Below are 15,174 nucleotides of genomic sequence, written 5' to 3' on the forward strand. Positions count from 1 at the left end.
CCGCATTCGCGAGCAAGCCCGCTCCCACATTCGATTGCGTTCCAGCATTTAAATAGGTGACCTTCACGGGCTGTAATACCCCACAGCCACCATGAAATGTCCGGTTTTGCGCAAATACGCATGCTTGTTCTCAACCTTTCCGGTCACCGGATTTTTCCAGCGGTACTTGTATTCCCCCTGATCCTGCTCGGCCATGACCGCCAGGATCGGCTCACCCACCGGCTTCCCGTCGGGATCCTTGATCTTGCTGAAATCCGTATTCACCAACCGCGGAGTCGTGCCATGGGCCACGTAGCGCTGGGTGTCGAGGTCAACCACAAACACATACAAATCGTCCTGTAGAAAACCACCCTGCATGGCGTTGATCGCCTTGAGCGTCCCAACCGGGTCTTTCTCCAGCGCCTTGACGGCTTTGTTTCGCAGCGCTCTGGCATGTTCCGGCGTCGCCCGCGGCAGGTAGTAGCCAACGGCCAAAATCCGCTGCCCGACGCGCTGGTAATACACATGCTTGCGCTCCACCTTGCCGTCATTCCAGTTCTGCCACCGGTAATCGGCCTGCTGGATGCCACTGCCCTCAGGCACCGCCAGCGCGTCCTTGAACGACTTGTTCAAATCCGGCCCCAGTACCTCGGAAACGTTGCGCCCGATCAACGCAGAAGAGGGCCCGCCACTCGCCAGCAGCACGCCCTTGGTGTTGACCACGAACACGTAACGGTCCTGGTCGACGAATTCACCCTGGCGGCTGAACGCCGCAAAAGCCTTGTCACCATTCGTCTGGTAATACGCCAAGGCCTTTTCCAGCAAGGCCTTGGCGGCTTGGGCATCCGCCTCCTCAGCGGTGGCGGCGTGCACCAGGCCAACACATAACAGCAGCAGCCAGGTGGCTCGGAGCATTGCCTTCATTACCCGTCCCTCGATCTTGTTGGTGTGCCAAGAGCGTAGACGGTTTGCCGGCAAATCAGAACGGTTTGGTCGGCAGGTATTTGCCATCCAGGGTAATCACCGCGCGGGAGCCGCCGTCCGGGTCTTCGACCTTCTTGATGTCCAGCTTGAAGTTGATCGCGCTGATGATGCCGTCGCCAAATTGTTCGTGCACCAGGGCCTTGAGGGTCGAACCGTAGACCTGCAGCATTTCATAGAAACGGTACATGGTCGGGTCCGTCGGCACGCCGCCCGGAAAGCTGCCGCGCAGGGGCACGGTTTGCAGCAGGCGGCTGGCGTCCTGGTCGAGGCCAAGCTTGTCGCAGACCACATCGGCAGCGTCCTTGGGCAGCGGATGCTGGCCGAGCAGGGCGGCGGTAACGAACGCCAGGCTCAGGCCGGTGCCGTCGGTGAGGTCCTGCCATGACAGGTTCTTGCGCGCCTTGATGTCGATGACGGTGTCGGCCAGGGCCAGGCGTGGGGATTGGGCGAATTGGGATTGCAACATGGTGATGTCCTCTTGGGTTTGAATAAGGTTCAGGCAGCGTAGGCACGGGTGGCCGGGTGGTCGAGCAGTGACACGAAGCGCCCGCTGCGGCCATCCAGGGCGTCGATGGCGCCGCTTTCGATGTCGTAGACCCAGCCGTGCAGGCTCAGCCGGCCTTGTTCCAGGGCCAGGGCCACGGAAGGGTGGGTCTTGAGGTTGGCCAGTTGGGCGACCACGTTTTCCCGTACCAGCGAGTTCAGCCGGTCGGCATCCGATGCGTGAGTGCGGGCGGCATTGATCACCTTGGCCGACTCGGCGTGGCGCAGCCAGTTGGCCACGGCGGGCAAGTGGTCGAGGCATTTGCAGGTGGAGATCGCGGTCATGGCACCGCAGTCGGAGTGGCCGCAGATCACGATGTCGCTGACGCCGAGAACGGCTACTGCGTATTCGACGGTGGCCGACACGCCGCCAGGCTCCGGCCCGTAGGACGGGACGATGTTGCCGGCGTTACGGATCACAAACAGGTCACCGGGTTCCTGCTGGGTCAGCAGTTCCGGGACTACGCGGCTGTCGGAACAGGACACGAACAACGTGCCGGGGTTTTGCGTGGTAGCCAGGTGTTTGAACAGGTCGCTGCGTTGAGTGAAGGCTTCACCCTGGAACTTGCGGAAGCCGTCGATGAGATCTTGCATGGTGGTTCTCCTTGCGTCGCTGATGGGGCAAGGATGGAAGTTTTCAGCTATAGCGTCCAAGACCGGCTTATTATGGTTTCTATAAGTCATGCCTATAGTTGGAGCGCCTTCCATGTTGCTGCGTCATATCCGCTACCTGCTGGCCGTTGCCGAGCACCGTAATTTCACCCGGGCGGCGGAGGCGCTGCATGTGTCGCAGCCGACCTTGTCGCAGCAGATCCGGCAACTGGAAGACACTCTCGGTGCGCCACTGCTGGACCGTTCCGGCAGAAGCGTCAGCCTGACCGATGCAGGCGAGGCCTATGTGCGGTTTGCGCGCCTGGCCTTGCAGGATCTGCAGGCCGGCACCCGCGCCATGCATGACGTGCAGGACCTGAGCCGTGGCAGCTTGCGCCTGGCGATGACGCCGACATTTACCGCCTACCTGATCGGGCCGCTGCTGGCGCGATTTGCCGGGCTGTATCCGGGGATTACAGTGAGTGTCGAGGAGCTGACCCAGGACCGCATGGAGGCGGCACTGACGGAGGATTTGCTGGATATCGGCATCGGTTTTACCGGCGAGCATTTGCCGGATATCGAGTGTGAAGGGGTGTTTGTCGAGGCGTTGAGCGTAGTGGTGAGCGCCGGTCATCCCGGCATTGATCGACAGTCGTGGCTCCAGCAGCCGTTGGTGCTGCTGAATGCCGGCTTCGCCACGCGTCGCTATATCGATGAGTATTTTCGCAGCCAGGCGGTGAAACCGCTGATTACCATGGAGGCCAATTCCATCAGCGCGATTATCGAAATCGTACGAAATACGCAGTTGGCGACCATCCTGCCCAGCGCGATTGCCCAGGTGCAGCCGGGGTTGCAGGCGGTGCCGCTAAGCCCGCCGTTGCCGCAACGCACGGCGGCGTTGCTCAGCCGCAAGGGAGGCTATCGCAGTGCGGCGTGCAGGGCGTTTGTCGAGCTGGTCAGGGCGCAGCCAGCCACTGATTGATGATGCCGTCATACACGCCGGTCACCGTGCTCAAGTGCAGCCACTGGTCCACGTAACTCTTCCATGCGACATCATCGCGGGGCAGCAGGAACGCTTTTTCGCTGTACTGCATGTACCGCTCGGGATTCACCGCGCACAGTCCCGGCTTGAGCTTCTGCTGATACCGCGCCTCGCTGGCGTCGGTGATCATCACGTCCGCCTTGTTCGCCAGCAGTTCCTCGAAAATCGTCACGTTATCCGGGAACAGCGTCAGTTGTGCCTTGCCCAAATGCGCCCGCGCAAATACTTCATTGGTGCCGCCCGCAGGCTCGATCACGCGTACCTGCGGCTGATTGATCTGCTCCACCGTCTGATAGCGCTGCACATCGGCGCAACGCACCAGCGGGATCTTGCCGTCGACGCCCAATGGTTGGCTGAAAAACGCCTTTTTCTGCCGCTCCAGGGACACTGAAATACCACCCACCGCAATATCACAGCGCTGGGCCAGGAAGTCCGGCATCAGGGTTTTCCAGGTGGTCGGCACCCACTTCACCTGCACCCCAAGGCTCTTGGCCAGGGACTGGGCCATCGAAATGTCGATGCCTTCGTAGCTGCCGTCCGGGCGCAAATAGCTGTAGGGCTTGTAGTCGCCGGTGGTACAGACGCTCATTTCGCCGCGCTGGAGCACTTCATCCAGGCGCGACGCAGGGCTGTCGGCCAGGGCCTGGGCAGACAGGCCGGCCAGCAGGGAAAGGGTCAGCAATGCTTTCATGCGGTCGGGTCCTTGGGCATGGGCAGGGCCGCCATTATTTGCAAATGTTTAGCCACGGCACAACCAAACTCCATCAAGACTGGATTTAACGGCTTAACCTCGCGTGTGAGGCTGCCCGGCATCTCTTTACTGTGAATCCCGCATGGACGGTTCCCCCGACACACACCCTGAGACATCGCCAGGCGCCACCGCGTCCAGCCGTCCGGATGGTCGTCGAGTCACCGCTGATGCCCTCCCTTCCGAACTCGCCTTCTGGGCGCTCTGGCACTGCCGCCACGCGCGCCCACCGGACACCTTTCTCCTACGTTGATTTGCCCGAATGGATGCCCCGCGCATCTGCCCGGCAGCGCCCGCGCGCCTGCCTGACGCGAACGTATGAGAATGCCCATGAGCACGCCCTTTGCCACCCTGCACGAAGCCCAGTCCTTTCTTGAGCAGAACCCGGATATCGAGATGTTCGAGCTGTTCATCCTCGACAACAACGGTGTGCCTCGCGGCAAACTGCTGCACCGCGATGAACTGCTGGCGGTCTATGAAAGTGGCCGGCCGCTGCCGAGTACCATCCTCGGCCTGACCATCAATGGCGACGACGTGGAGAACTCCGGGCTGGTCTGGGAAGTCGGTGATATCGACTGCCGCGCTTACCCGGTCAGCGGCAGTTTGCAGCGCATGCCGTGGCGCCTGATCCCGACGGCAGCAGTGCAAGTCAGCATGCACCCCACCGAAGGCATGCCCGCTACCGTGGCCGATCCCCGGCACCTGCTGGCCAGGGTGATTGACGACCTCAAGGCCGACGGCTATTACCCGGTGATGGCGGCGGAGCTGGAGTTCTATTTGCTCGACCAGAAACCCGACAGCAACGGCCGCCCGCAACCGGCGCGGGATGTCGACGGCGGGCGCCCGCGCTCGACCCAGGTCTACGGCCTGCGGGAGCTGGAGCAGATCGAACCGTTCCTCGCCGACCTCTACAGCGCCTGCAAACTCCAGGGCATCCCGGCGCGCACGGCGATTTCCGAATACGCCCCGGGCCAGGTGGAAATCACCCTGGAACATCGCAGCGATGCCCTGCAAGCCATGGACGAGGCGGTGCGTTACAAGCGCCTGGTCAAGGGCGTAGCCCACAAGCACGGGATGACCGCGTGTTTCATGGCCAAGCCGTTTGACGATCTGGCCGGCACCGGCATGCACATGCACGTCAGCCTGGCCGACCGCGACGGCAATAACCTGTTTGCCAGCGAAGCGCCCGACGGCACGCCGCTGTTGCGCCACGCGGTGGGCGGCATGCTCAGCACCTTGCTCGACTCGTTGCTGATGTTCTGCCCCAACGCCAACTCCTATCGACGCTTCCAGACCAACAGCTACGCGCCGCTGGCCGCGACCTGGGGCGTGGACAACCGCACCGTCACGCTGCGGGTGCCCGGCGGGCCGGCGTTTTCCCGGCATATCGAACACCGTATCTGCGGCGCCGACGCCAACCCGTACCTCGCGGCGGCCGCGATTCTGGCCGGTATCCACCGGGGCATCCGCGAACAGCGCGACCCCGGCGCGCCGGTGGAGGGCAACGGTTATGCCCAGGCCAAGGAGTTGCTGCCCACCGATTGGCTGACCACCTTGCGTGCGCTTGAAGGCTCGGTTTGGGCGCGTGAGGCGTTCGGCGGCGAATTCCTCGGCGTGTACCTGGCGGTCAAGCGGGCCGAATACCGTCAGTTCATGGGCGAGGTGGGCGAGCAGGATTGGCGCTGGTATCTGCACCAGGCCTGAAGATGAAGGCGCTGATCACAGACAGTTTACAGACAGGCAGCGGGCTGGATACTGGTTCTTCATTAACGGCGAACAATCCTTCGACCTTTTTTTCACGAGACGGTGGTTAAGCTGCGAATGTCTGATCCATTAACAGAGTCGTGTGATGCCGTCGCAACCGCCGTCTTCCATCGAGATTGAATTTGCCGAACGCGCTGGCCAGCAGCATGCCCTGGTCTGCGCCGACACGCGTCCGCCGGGGCTGTTGCGGCGCCTGGGGTTGTGGCGCGATGAGCAATTGGTGCGCCGTGCACTGAAGATCGCCGGCGAGCCAGGGCTGATTCTCGACCTGGCGTGCGGCTCCGGGCGCTTTTGGCCGGTGCTGGCCGAGCACAGCAACCGGGTGATCCTGGCGTCGGACAATTCCCAGGACATGCTCGACCACGCCCGTACCCACCACGCGCCGGGCTTGCTCAAGCGGATCAAGACCTTCCAGGGCTCGGCATTTTCCATCGGCCTTTCGGCCAACGCGGTGGACTGCATTTTTTGCCTGGAGTTGTTTCGCCATGTGCCAACGGCAGAAGGGCGCCTGGCTCTGCTCGGTGAGTTTCATCGGGTAAGCCGCGACACGGTAATTGTTTCGGTCAACAGCGACAGCGGCTACCGGGCGTTGCAGCCTGGCCCGGCGGCAGTTGCCAGCCACCGGGCGCAAGTGGAGGCGGAGTTTCGCCTGGCGGGTTTCAAGGTCCTCGGTCAACAGGAGTTCATGCCCGGCTCAGCCATGTGGCGGGTGTATGTCCTGCGTAAGAGAGGATAAGTACCGACTGTCGGACTATTCTTCAGCTCCTATAAGAGTTTTCATGGCGGATGCTGTACTGCGAATGCTCGCAACTCCCTTTCGCGATATATACTGCGCGCCATTCTTCAAGGGAGAGCCGTGTGGCCATCGATATTCACTGGATCTGCGACAACGATAGCCTCGGCCAGCACTGCGCCGAATGGCAGCAGTTGCCATTCGTCGCCCTCGACACCGAATTCATGCGGGTCGACACTTTTTATCCCATTGCCGGGCTGATCCAGATCGGTGATGGCGTGCGCGCGTACCTGATCGACCCCCTGACCATCGACAACTGGCAACCCCTGGCCGCCTTGCTGGAGAACCCGGCGGTGATCAAGGTGGTACACGCTTGCAGCGAAGACCTGGAAGTGTTGCTGCGCCTGACCGGCAGCCTGCCGGTGCCGTTGTTCGACACGCAACTGGCGGCGGCCTACCTGAACCTCGGTTTCTCCATGGGCTATTCGCGGTTGGTGCAAGCCGTCCTCGATATCGAGTTGCCCAAGGGCGAGACCCGCTCCGACTGGTTGCAGCGGCCATTGTCCGAGACGCAAATCAGCTACGCCGCCGAAGACGCGGTGCACCTGGCAGAAGTCTACACACGCCTGCGCCCGAAGCTTTCCGACGACAAATACGCCTGGGTCCTGGAAGACGGTGCCGAACTGGTGGCCAACCTGCGCCGCGAAGTCGACCCGTACGAGGTTTATCGCGACGCCAAGCTCGCCTGGAAACTCTCCCGTGCCCAGCTCGCCGTATTGCGCGAACTGTGCGCCTGGCGCGAACAGCAAGCCCGTGCCCGTGACCTGCCGCGCAACCGGATCATCCGTGAGCACTCGTTATGGCCCCTGGCCAAATCCCAGCCGGATAACCTCGCCGCGCTGGGCAAGATCGAAGACATGCACCCGCGCACCGTGCGCCAGGACGGCGAGTTCCTGCTGGGCCTGATCAAGCGCGCCGGCAGCGTGCCCATGGACCAGTGGCCACCGGCGGTTGCCGAGCCATTGCCGGTGGACGCCGCCACGCTGATCAAGCAACTGCGCGCCCTGGGCCAGGCCGAGGCCGAACGCCTGGACATGGCGCCGGAACTGATGCTGCGCAAGAAAACCCTTGAAGCCCTGGTCAAGAGCGGCTACCCCGAGGGGCCTTACCAATTGCCAGATTCGCTGCGTGGCTGGCGCCGCGAATTGATGGGCCAGGCGCTGCTGGACAGCCTGGCCACTGCCGGAGAACAGCCTTGAAACGTATTTGCTCCATCTATCGCAGCCTCAAACGAAACGAGATGTACCTCTACGTGCTGAAAAGCGATGCACTGGAGCGCGTGCCGGAAAGTCTGCTGGCCGCCTTCGGCAAGCCGCACCACGCCTTCGACCTGGTGCTGAGCCCGGAGCGCAAGCTGTCCCGCGAGGACATCACCGTGGTTCTGGAGAACCTCGAAAAGCAGGGTTACCACCTGCAAATGCCGCCGGCCGAGGACGAGTACATCGAACACTTGCCCGAAGAGCTGCTGCGACGCAATGACCCGATGTGATCGGTCAGTGCCCCGTCCGGGGCACATCATCTATGGAATTCAATTTTTGGCGGCGGCCGCACGGTACAGTGAACTGGACCGGCGGCCGCCTGCAGTGTTTTTGAAAGGTTTGAACCATGCGCGTTCTGATTGCTGAACACGATCACCCGCTGTACGCCCGGCTGCTGCGCGAAGCGGCGCCGGACCTTGAGGTCATGACCAGCGGCGACTCCGCCGAATTGTCGCGCCTGGCGGCCGATTGCCCGGTGTGGCTGGGCCAGCCGGATCTTCTGGCCACCTTGCTGCGCCAGGGGCACCAGCCACAATGGCTGCAATCCACCTGGGCCGGCATCACGCCGCTGCTGGCCGACGGCCTGCCGCGGGATTACCGCCTGACCCGCGCCGTGGGCATTTTTGGCCAGGTGATGGCCGAATACGTGCTGACTTACATGCTTGGCCATGAGCGTGAAGTGCTGGCGCGGCTGGTCAGCCAGGTCGAGCGCAAGTGGGATAACCGCATGGGCCAGAGCCTGGCGGGGCGCAAAGTGCTGATCGTCGGTACCGGTGATATCGGCCGCAGCGTTGCGCAATTCCTGCAGCCGTTTGGCGTTGAGCTGTACGGCATTGCCAGTGAGGCCCGTGAGCAGGCGCCGTTTGTCGAAGTTGCCGGGCTCGAGGCGTTGCCGCGCCTGGTGGGTGAGGTGGACTACGTGGTCAACCTGCTGCCCAACACACCGAACACCCATGATTTGTACAATGCTGCGCTGTTCAAGCAATTCAAGCCGACCGGGTTGTTCATCAACGTCGGGCGCGGTGTGGCGGTGGTCGATGCGGACCTGGTGGAAGCATTGAAGGAAGGTCATCTGGCCGGCGCGGTGATTGACGTTTGCCGTCAGGAGCCATTGCCACAGCGCCATCCGTTCTGGACTGCCTGGGGCTTGCTGTTGACCGGCCACAGCTCGGCGCCGACTTCGCCGGGGATGATGGTGCAATTATTTGTCGAGAATTTGCGCGCGTACCAGGCGCAGGAAACGTTGCGCGGCGAAGTGAGTTTCGAGCGCGGTTACTGACAGCGCGAAGGCCCGGCAACGCGTGTTGCCGGGCGCTTACAAATTTCTGCAAACACTAATCAGATGTTCGTTTCGCAGGCCGTATGTGAGGCTCGTACCCCTCTCCAGATGGGTACATTCTCATGTTGAATGCTGGCACTGTGTCTCTCCCTCCACGGGTAACTTCGCAACTTTCCCTGCTTTCTACCGAGCCGGCGGCGCTCCCTCTATTGCCCTCTGCTCTGGGTGCTACGGCCGATCTCAATACGCAGGCCCTCGCCCCAGTCCCCCGGCAATCCGGTCTCACCGCGGCGTTGGGCGACCGCGAGAATCTGCGGACACTGGGCCAGAAGCTCAACGAAATCGCCAGCCGTCTTGGCGTGAATGCCAGCCCTCAAGCGGTGCTGGCCGCGCTGCAAACGACACCGATGCAAATACACCCCGACTCGTCCTACCCGACCCAGGCGGGTAAAGCGGCGACGGTAGAGACCTTTCTCGGAAGTATCGGCTTGGGGTTGCCCACCAATCATTTTCAGCTGACCGGTCATGCCCATGCGGTGAGTGACAGGGCACTGGAGCATCCGCTCGGCAATTTTGGCGGCGGGTTGTCCTGGCCTGTTCCCATGAGCGCCGCTGAACAGCGCAGGGTACTGGCGGCGGCTACCGACCATGGCAGCCAGAACCCCAATGCACCGCACATCGGCGCAAGCGTGGGTGTACTGGAATATCTGAACGCGAACCAGCCGTTGTCGGGCGAGGCATTGGCTGATCCTGCCAAGGCACTCGAAACCCTCGTCAGCTCCACCCGCGGGCAGGCACTGGGGCAAGCCATACAGGACCAGCTTGGGGGCGCCGCCTCCGAGACCAGCGTGAACGAGTACGCACTGAGTGCGATCCATCTGCTGCTTGACCCGGAGTCCATCACGGCGCCGCACCGTAACCGCGTGGCGGGTTTCGACCTCGCCCAACAAGCCCATTGGGGCAAGCCGGCTTCGACAGTGCTCGAGCGCCTGAGCACTTACCTGCACGAAAATCACAAGACCAGTCCCGAGATGGCCAAGGCCGGCGCCTATTTGTTACTGGCACGAAAGGCGCCCGAGTTTTTGATCAAGGACATCCCCGACCGCGTGACCTACGGCAGCCCGGCCTGGGTAAGCCTCGCGGTCGCAGCGGCGGCCATAGAGGCGCAGTTCCCCGGAAAGGTGGCGCACATGACCTTTGCCCAAGTCATGTCCTGCGCGGAAAACGCGATCCTGACGAATCGAGCCGCCGCCGAACATGCACAAAAGGCGGCATTGGTGGACTGGGCCGTGGTCAACGGGATCGTCACATGCCAGCCAGATGATCGTTACAGCGACGATGAGATAGACCGTGCAAGGACGGCATTCAACGCACAACTGAAGTCGACGCTTGCGGCTACCGGTTTGTTGGAAGCCGAGATTCCAAGCCGTAAAGACATTGCGTTGGCCCATTTGAAGGAGCGGTTTGGCGAACACGTACCTTTTGAAGAGAAACGACTGAAGGTCGTTGACTCGAAACAACCGTCAGCCCAACCACTTTATGATCCGAACCGGGCGCCCGGCGGGCTTTTCTCGTTGTTGGACATCGCCATGAGCGGACTTGGCCAATACCCATGGGAAACCAGGGACTCGAGCATTGCCGAGGCAATCAAAGGCAAGAGCCTGGATTTCAGCGTGAACAAAATCTTCAACGAAGAATTTGAACAAGCAATCACTTCTCGCCAGCAAGGGGTTCGCAGCGTCATCAGGCACCTTGTCGCAACACTGCCCTTGGTTGACCGGGAAAACCTGGAGTTTGCAAAGCTCGAGTTTTTTCAGAAAAACACTTATGAACTGGGCCTCGACTTCACCTCCAAAAAAAAAGGGGGGGCGGACAATAAGTTGTGGGTCAAGGCGACCGGAAGAAATGGCGACACCGTTTATGAAATTGACTTGAAAGCAGGCGCAATCAAGGCCGTGCCTGCCTCTGAATTAACAACAAAGCGGGAGCGGCAAGCCAACAAAACGTTCAAGACGGAGCCCTTCAAACCCAAGACCGTGAGTGAGGCTGCCTTTGGACCGAAAAACCAGGAGGGCTTATCGACGCCGCCCATCAGTTTTTCCAGTACGCGAACGCAGCACATCGCCGACGCTTTTGTTGAGCACCTCGATCTTGATAGTGATGACGTCAAGGCTTATGCCCAGGGTGTGACCTCGTTCGATAAACAAATGGCAACCGAGTGGAACGTCACCAACTTTTTTCTCGACCTGATTCCGCTTAGGTCAGCCATTGCGAACTTTTCCAAGGGCAACCACCTGGAAGGGGCCAGTGACCTGGCGCTGGATGTCTTTGGTTTTGTCACGGCGGGCGCGGGTGTGGCGGCGAAAGTCACGAAGGCGGGAGCCAAGGTCGCGAGCGCCGCCGCCAAGGCCATTCAAGTGGCAAAAGTCATCGGTGTGGCTGCCATTCAAGCATTCAACCCATTGGATGGCTTCAGCGAACTGGTCGCGGGCGGTGCCCGGTTGCTGGGCAAAGGCGCCAACTTTGTACGCGCCACGGGTGCAGAGGTGGTCAACAAGCTCAGGGGCGCGAGCGGCAGCTATGACCTGTTGAAGGCTGCCAGTAAACACTATGACGCAGCAGCGACGGGTACCTTCAAGGTCGCCGGGCAAAGCGTTGATGGAGGCGCGGTACTCCAGAACGGTCGATGGTATGCGTTTGATGTGGACAGGATGCGGCCTTACGGCAGCCCTCTTGAAGGCTTCACCGCAAAAACGAGTGCGATGGATGGGGCGATCATCACCACGGCTGCCGAGCCGGGCAGCGCCCTGAACAACCGGTTGCTTGGCGACTACAGCGTGGCTGAATCGAAAATAGCCGGGCTTGCGCGCAACAGTCAGGGGATCTATGTGGCGGCGGACGGTCACTTGTCCCACATCCGCCATACCGATACTGCCGGCAACACTGCGGTCTACGAAGTGCGGCAAGTGACTCGCACCGCCGACGGTGCCGTACAGGCGCAGATTTATCACAACAACCGGCAAACGCCGCTGCTGGTGCAGCACCTGCAGGGGGACCAATGGCAGCGCCTGGGGGCACGCGGCGGTAACCCGCCTTCTGTGGCATCAGACCTGGGGCCGGAAATTGGCGGGGGCGGTGAGGGGACGATCTACGACAGTCTCGACGGGAAAAGTGTCTATAAGGACTATGGCCCTTCATCCATGACTTCTGCCGACGACTTTGTCGATAACGAGACCCTGTGCCTGAACAGCTATTACGGTGACGGCTTTGCAACCACGATATTTGAAAATGGTCGCCGTTATTTGAAAATGGGCAAGCTGGACGGGGTGGATGTAAATACCCTGGCAAGGGGAAGTTTGCCCCCAGAGGCCAGGCTTTTACTGGATGACGCATTTCGGCGCATGGAACAGAAAAATCTTTACCACAACGATCTGCAGTTAAGTAATTTCCTGTATTCAGCGAGGGATAATAAAATCTATCCAGTGGACTTGAACGCAAACGGTCTTGAAGACATGACACCGTTTCTCGCCAGTATGTACAAGCGTGATCGAGACGAGTTGCGCAGGGCCTATTACGCGCTGATCGCCAAGGCGTAGCTGCACTTGTGGCGGGTGTACCCTGCTGTGATCGCAGCAGCAGGGTTTTGACGTGACCGTCAACGACTGCCAGAGCGTGTTCAGTCCTGGTGGTTGAAGTCGCCTTCGGACACCAGCTCGTTCAATGGACGACGCGGGCTCGGGGTTTCCCGGGCTTGCAGGTAGTCGGCCAGGGTCGATTTGTCGCCGAGCTTGCCAATCGCCACCGCAGCGTGCAGGGCGTAACCTTCAGGAATCTTCAGTTCCTTGCGGGTCAGTTCCTGGTCGAAACCGGCCATGCCGTGGGTGTGCCAGCCGCTGAGGCTGGCTTGCAGCGCCAGGTGGCCCCAGGCCGAGCCGGTGTCAAAGGTGTGCCACAGGGCCGGGGTTTCTTCGGTGGCACCAGGCACGGCAAAAGTCGTCTTCGACGCGACGATCACCAGGGCCGAGGCATGCTGTGCCCAGCCACGGTTGAATTCGTTCAGCAGGCCCAGGAAACGTTCCCAGTTCGGCGTGTCGCGGCGCGCATAGAGAAAACGCCATGGCTGCGAGTTGTAGGCCGAAGGTGACCAGCGCGCGGCTTCGAAGAAGCTCAACAGGGTGTCCACCGGGATGCTTTCGCCGGTGAAGGCGCGCGGCGACCAGCGGTCGGTGAATTGTGGGTGGATCGGATAGTCGGCGACGCGTGGGTTGCTGCTCATTGGGCTGATCCTGATGAAAAACCGGGGTTCAAAGCTACTTCGCCGCCGGGTGGCTGACAAGTCTTGTTCTACCGACAGTCGTAAGCGCTTGGCCCCGGGGGCCATGGGCACTAGACTGGCGGCCTTTTAACATACCGATATTGATGTAGAGCCATGGCCGCCAAAGTCGAACCTTTCTGGATCCGCAAAACCCTCGAACAACTCGACCAGGATGAGTGGGAGTCGTTGTGCGACGGCTGCGGCCTGTGCTGCCTGCAAAAGCTCGAGGATGAAGACGACAACAGCGTCTACTACACGCGCATCGCCTGCAAACTGCTGGACCTGAAAACCTGCCAGTGCACCGATTACCCCAACCGTCGCGCCTCGGTGCCCGATTGCATCCAGCTCACTCCGGGCCAGGCCGACCAGTTCAAATGGCTGCCGCCCACCTGCGGTTACCGGCTGGTCAGCGAGCGCAAGGATTTGCCGCTGTGGCACCACCTGGTCTGCGGCGATCGCGACGCTGTGCACCAGGAACGCATTTCCCAGTCCGGGCGCATGCTCAGCGAAGGCAGCGTGCCCGAGGATGACTGGGAGGATTACCTGATTTTTCGTGCAGGCTGAGAAGGAGTGTGTATGACGGTTGGAGCCAGGCTGGCGGCGAGCCTGCTGTTGTTGGTATTGAGTGCGCCGGCGTGGGCGGCGAAGAAAGTTGATCTGGACTATCACGTCAAGCTATTGCCCCAAAGTGATCAGGCAGAAGTGCGCCTGAGCCTGTCCCAAGGCTCGGCGGTGCGCAGCCTCAACTTCGACCTGGGCGGCGACGGCGACTACAGCGACTTCAAGGCCGATGGCCAGTGGCAAGTGTTGCCGGGCAATACCCCGGGTGACAGCCGCGGCCTGTGGCAACCGAGTGCCGACAAGGCCAGCCTGACCTACCGTGTACGCCTCACCCACGCCCGCAAGAAAGGCGTCTATGAAGCGCGGATGACCCCGAGTTGGGCGCTGTTTCGCGGCGAAGACCTGGTGCCCACTGCACGTCTGGATCAACAGGACGGCATTGAACTGGTGTCGCGCCTGGTGTTTGAACTGCCTGCCGGCTGGAAAAGCGTCGAGACGTCCTGGCCGCGCATCGGCAAGAACAAATTCCGCATCGATAACGTTTCCCGCCTGTTTGACCGGCCCACCGGCTGGATGCTCGCGGGTACGCTGGGCAGTCGCAGGATGCGCCTGGGGGAAACCGAAATCACCGTGGCGTCGCCCAAAGGGCAAGGCATGCATCGCATGGATGTGCTGACCTTGCTGACGTTTGTCTGGCCGCAAGTGCAAGCGGCATTCCCACGGCACCCGGCGAAATTGCTGGTGGTGGGCGCCAGTGACCCGATGCGCCGCGGTGCGTATTCGGCGCGGGACTCGATCTACCTCAACAGCCGTACGCCGTTGGTCAGCGAGAACGGCAGCAGCCCGTTGATCCGTGAAGTGGTGCAGGCTATCGGCCGCTTCAACGACCACCAGGGCAGCGACTGGATCAGCGAGGGCTTGGCGCAGTACTACGCCATTGAACTGATGCGCCGCGCAGGGGGGATCAGCGATGATCGTTATGCCGCCCTGCAGGCCCGGCTGGCCAACGAAGGCAAGGACGTGACCACCCTGCGGGTCGAGCACGCCAATAGCGCGACCGTCTCACGGGCGGTGGTGTTGTTGCAGGAGCTGGACCGCGAGATTCGTGTGAAAACCCACAACAAGCGTTCGCTGGATGATTTGACCCAGGCGGTGATGCGCTTGAACAGCATCAGCACCAAGGAATTCGTGCAGCTGGGGGAGAGCATTATTGGCGAGTCGTCGGTAGTACTCGATACCAAACTGCTGCATTGAAACCAAGGTGGGAGCGGGCTTGCTCGCGAAAGCGGTGTATCAGAAACACATTCAGTGACTGA

14 protein-coding genes are annotated in these 15,174 nt (G+C 61.2%); 9 read left to right on the forward strand and 5 right to left on the reverse strand.

Going from position 1 to position 15,174, the window contains the following annotated elements:
• Nucleotides 1-63: 63 nt before the first annotated feature.
• Genes ACW9I6_RS22980 through ACW9I6_RS22990 form a run of 3 tightly spaced genes read right to left on the reverse strand, consistent with a single transcriptional unit; the run spans nt 64 to nt 2,100 of the window.
• A complete protein-coding gene (locus ACW9I6_RS22980) occupies nt 64-903 on the reverse strand; it encodes a cache domain-containing protein (protein ID WP_457339874.1) in 840 nt (279 codons plus the stop codon).
• 55 nt (nt 904-958) lie between these two features.
• Nucleotides 959-1,429, reverse strand: a complete 471-nt coding sequence (cynS, locus tag ACW9I6_RS22985) for a cyanase (RefSeq protein WP_003210659.1) — start codon at nt 1,427-1,429, stop codon at nt 959-961.
• A gap of 29 nt (nt 1,430-1,458) precedes the next feature.
• Nucleotides 1,459-2,100 carry a carbonic anhydrase gene (locus ACW9I6_RS22990; RefSeq protein ID WP_087692575.1) on the reverse strand — a complete coding sequence of 214 codons (642 nt, stop codon included), beginning with the start codon at nt 2,098-2,100 and terminating at the stop codon, nt 1,459-1,461.
• Between the two features lie 112 nt (nt 2,101-2,212).
• On the opposite strand from ACW9I6_RS22990, the gene cynR reads away from it, so the two are divergent.
• Complete coding sequence (cynR, locus tag ACW9I6_RS22995; protein WP_457339875.1) at nt 2,213-3,079, forward strand: transcriptional regulator CynR; 867 nt, start codon at nt 2,213-2,215, stop codon at nt 3,077-3,079.
• Here the strand turns inward: cynR and ACW9I6_RS23000 are convergent.
• The gene (locus ACW9I6_RS23000) at nt 3,054-3,830 is read right to left on the reverse strand and encodes a transporter substrate-binding domain-containing protein (protein ID WP_008437921.1); all 777 of its coding nucleotides are present in this window, start codon (nt 3,828-3,830) and stop codon (nt 3,054-3,056) included. The two genes, cynR and ACW9I6_RS23000, sit on opposite strands and share 26 nt — an antisense overlap.
• Nucleotides 3,831-4,217: 387 nt before the next feature.
• Here ACW9I6_RS23000 and ACW9I6_RS23005 point away from each other — a divergent pair, with 387 nt between their 5' ends.
• From ACW9I6_RS23005 to ACW9I6_RS23030, 6 genes are all read left to right on the forward strand, one after another.
• Nucleotides 4,218-5,591: a glutamine synthetase family protein gene (locus tag ACW9I6_RS23005; RefSeq protein WP_003210664.1), complete on the forward strand. Its 1,374-nt coding sequence runs from the start codon at nt 4,218-4,220 to the stop codon at nt 5,589-5,591.
• 145 nt (nt 5,592-5,736) lie between these two features.
• Nucleotides 5,737-6,387 carry a class I SAM-dependent methyltransferase gene (locus tag ACW9I6_RS23010; protein WP_003210665.1) on the forward strand — a complete coding sequence of 217 codons (651 nt, stop codon included), beginning with the start codon at nt 5,737-5,739 and terminating at the stop codon, nt 6,385-6,387.
• A 122-nt stretch (nt 6,388-6,509) separates the two neighbouring features.
• Entirely contained in the window at nt 6,510-7,643 is a 1,134-nt protein-coding gene (gene rnd / locus ACW9I6_RS23015) for a ribonuclease D (protein ID WP_003210666.1), read from the forward strand.
• Nucleotides 7,640-7,933 carry a YcgL domain-containing protein gene (locus ACW9I6_RS23020; protein WP_003210667.1) on the forward strand — a complete coding sequence of 98 codons (294 nt, stop codon included), beginning with the start codon at nt 7,640-7,642 and terminating at the stop codon, nt 7,931-7,933. The genes rnd and ACW9I6_RS23020 overlap by 4 nt, the downstream gene beginning before the upstream one ends.
• Before the next feature lie 116 nt (nt 7,934-8,049).
• Nucleotides 8,050-8,982, forward strand: a complete 933-nt coding sequence (locus tag ACW9I6_RS23025; RefSeq protein WP_301050688.1) for a D-2-hydroxyacid dehydrogenase — start codon at nt 8,050-8,052, stop codon at nt 8,980-8,982.
• Between the two features lie 209 nt (nt 8,983-9,191).
• On the forward strand, nt 9,192-12,578 hold the full coding sequence (locus ACW9I6_RS23030) for an OspG family effector kinase (RefSeq protein ID WP_457339876.1): 3,387 nt from the start codon (nt 9,192-9,194) through the stop codon (nt 12,576-12,578).
• A gap of 80 nt (nt 12,579-12,658) precedes the next feature.
• Here the strand turns inward: ACW9I6_RS23030 and ACW9I6_RS23035 are convergent, their stop codons facing one another.
• The gene (locus ACW9I6_RS23035) at nt 12,659-13,258 is read right to left on the reverse strand and encodes a nitroreductase family protein (RefSeq protein WP_008437924.1); all 600 of its coding nucleotides are present in this window, start codon (nt 13,256-13,258) and stop codon (nt 12,659-12,661) included.
• Between the two features lie 153 nt (nt 13,259-13,411).
• On the opposite strand from ACW9I6_RS23035, the gene ACW9I6_RS23040 reads away from it, so the two are divergent.
• Together ACW9I6_RS23040 and ACW9I6_RS23045 are read left to right on the forward strand one after the other, a co-directional pair.
• The gene (locus tag ACW9I6_RS23040; protein WP_003210671.1) at nt 13,412-13,861 is read left to right on the forward strand and encodes a YcgN family cysteine cluster protein; all 450 of its coding nucleotides are present in this window, start codon (nt 13,412-13,414) and stop codon (nt 13,859-13,861) included.
• Nucleotides 13,862-13,873: 12 nt separating this feature from the next.
• Nucleotides 13,874-15,112 carry a hypothetical protein gene (locus ACW9I6_RS23045; RefSeq protein WP_457339877.1) on the forward strand — a complete coding sequence of 413 codons (1,239 nt, stop codon included), beginning with the start codon at nt 13,874-13,876 and terminating at the stop codon, nt 15,110-15,112.
• Nucleotides 15,113-15,174 lie beyond the last annotated feature (62 nt).

It is taken from the genome of Pseudomonas sp. SDO5522_S412 (assembly GCF_054071215.1).

What these genes read in the sequence shown, in the direction of transcription:
- ACW9I6_RS22980 (WP_457339874.1), bottom strand. Translation starts at nt 903, where the DNA reads ATGAAGGCAATGCTCCGAGCCACCTGGCTGCTGCTGTTATGTGTTGGC.
- cynS (WP_003210659.1), bottom strand. Translation starts at nt 1,429, where the DNA reads ATGTTGCAATCCCAATTCGCCCAATCCCCACGCCTGGCCCTGGCCGAC.
- ACW9I6_RS22990 (WP_087692575.1), bottom strand. Translation starts at nt 2,100, where the DNA reads ATGCAAGATCTCATCGACGGCTTCCGCAAGTTCCAGGGTGAAGCCTTC.
- cynR (WP_457339875.1), top strand. Translation starts at nt 2,213, where the DNA reads ATGTTGCTGCGTCATATCCGCTACCTGCTGGCCGTTGCCGAGCACCGT.
- ACW9I6_RS23000 (WP_008437921.1), bottom strand. Translation starts at nt 3,830, where the DNA reads ATGAAAGCATTGCTGACCCTTTCCCTGCTGGCCGGCCTGTCTGCCCAG.
- ACW9I6_RS23005 (WP_003210664.1), top strand. Translation starts at nt 4,218, where the DNA reads ATGAGCACGCCCTTTGCCACCCTGCACGAAGCCCAGTCCTTTCTTGAG.
- ACW9I6_RS23010 (WP_003210665.1), top strand. Translation starts at nt 5,737, where the DNA reads ATGCCGTCGCAACCGCCGTCTTCCATCGAGATTGAATTTGCCGAACGC.
- ACW9I6_RS23025 (WP_301050688.1), top strand. Translation starts at nt 8,050, where the DNA reads ATGCGCGTTCTGATTGCTGAACACGATCACCCGCTGTACGCCCGGCTG.
- ACW9I6_RS23035 (WP_008437924.1), bottom strand. Translation starts at nt 13,258, where the DNA reads ATGAGCAGCAACCCACGCGTCGCCGACTATCCGATCCACCCACAATTC.
- ACW9I6_RS23040 (WP_003210671.1), top strand. Translation starts at nt 13,412, where the DNA reads ATGGCCGCCAAAGTCGAACCTTTCTGGATCCGCAAAACCCTCGAACAA.
- ACW9I6_RS23045 (WP_457339877.1), top strand. Translation starts at nt 13,874, where the DNA reads ATGACGGTTGGAGCCAGGCTGGCGGCGAGCCTGCTGTTGTTGGTATTG.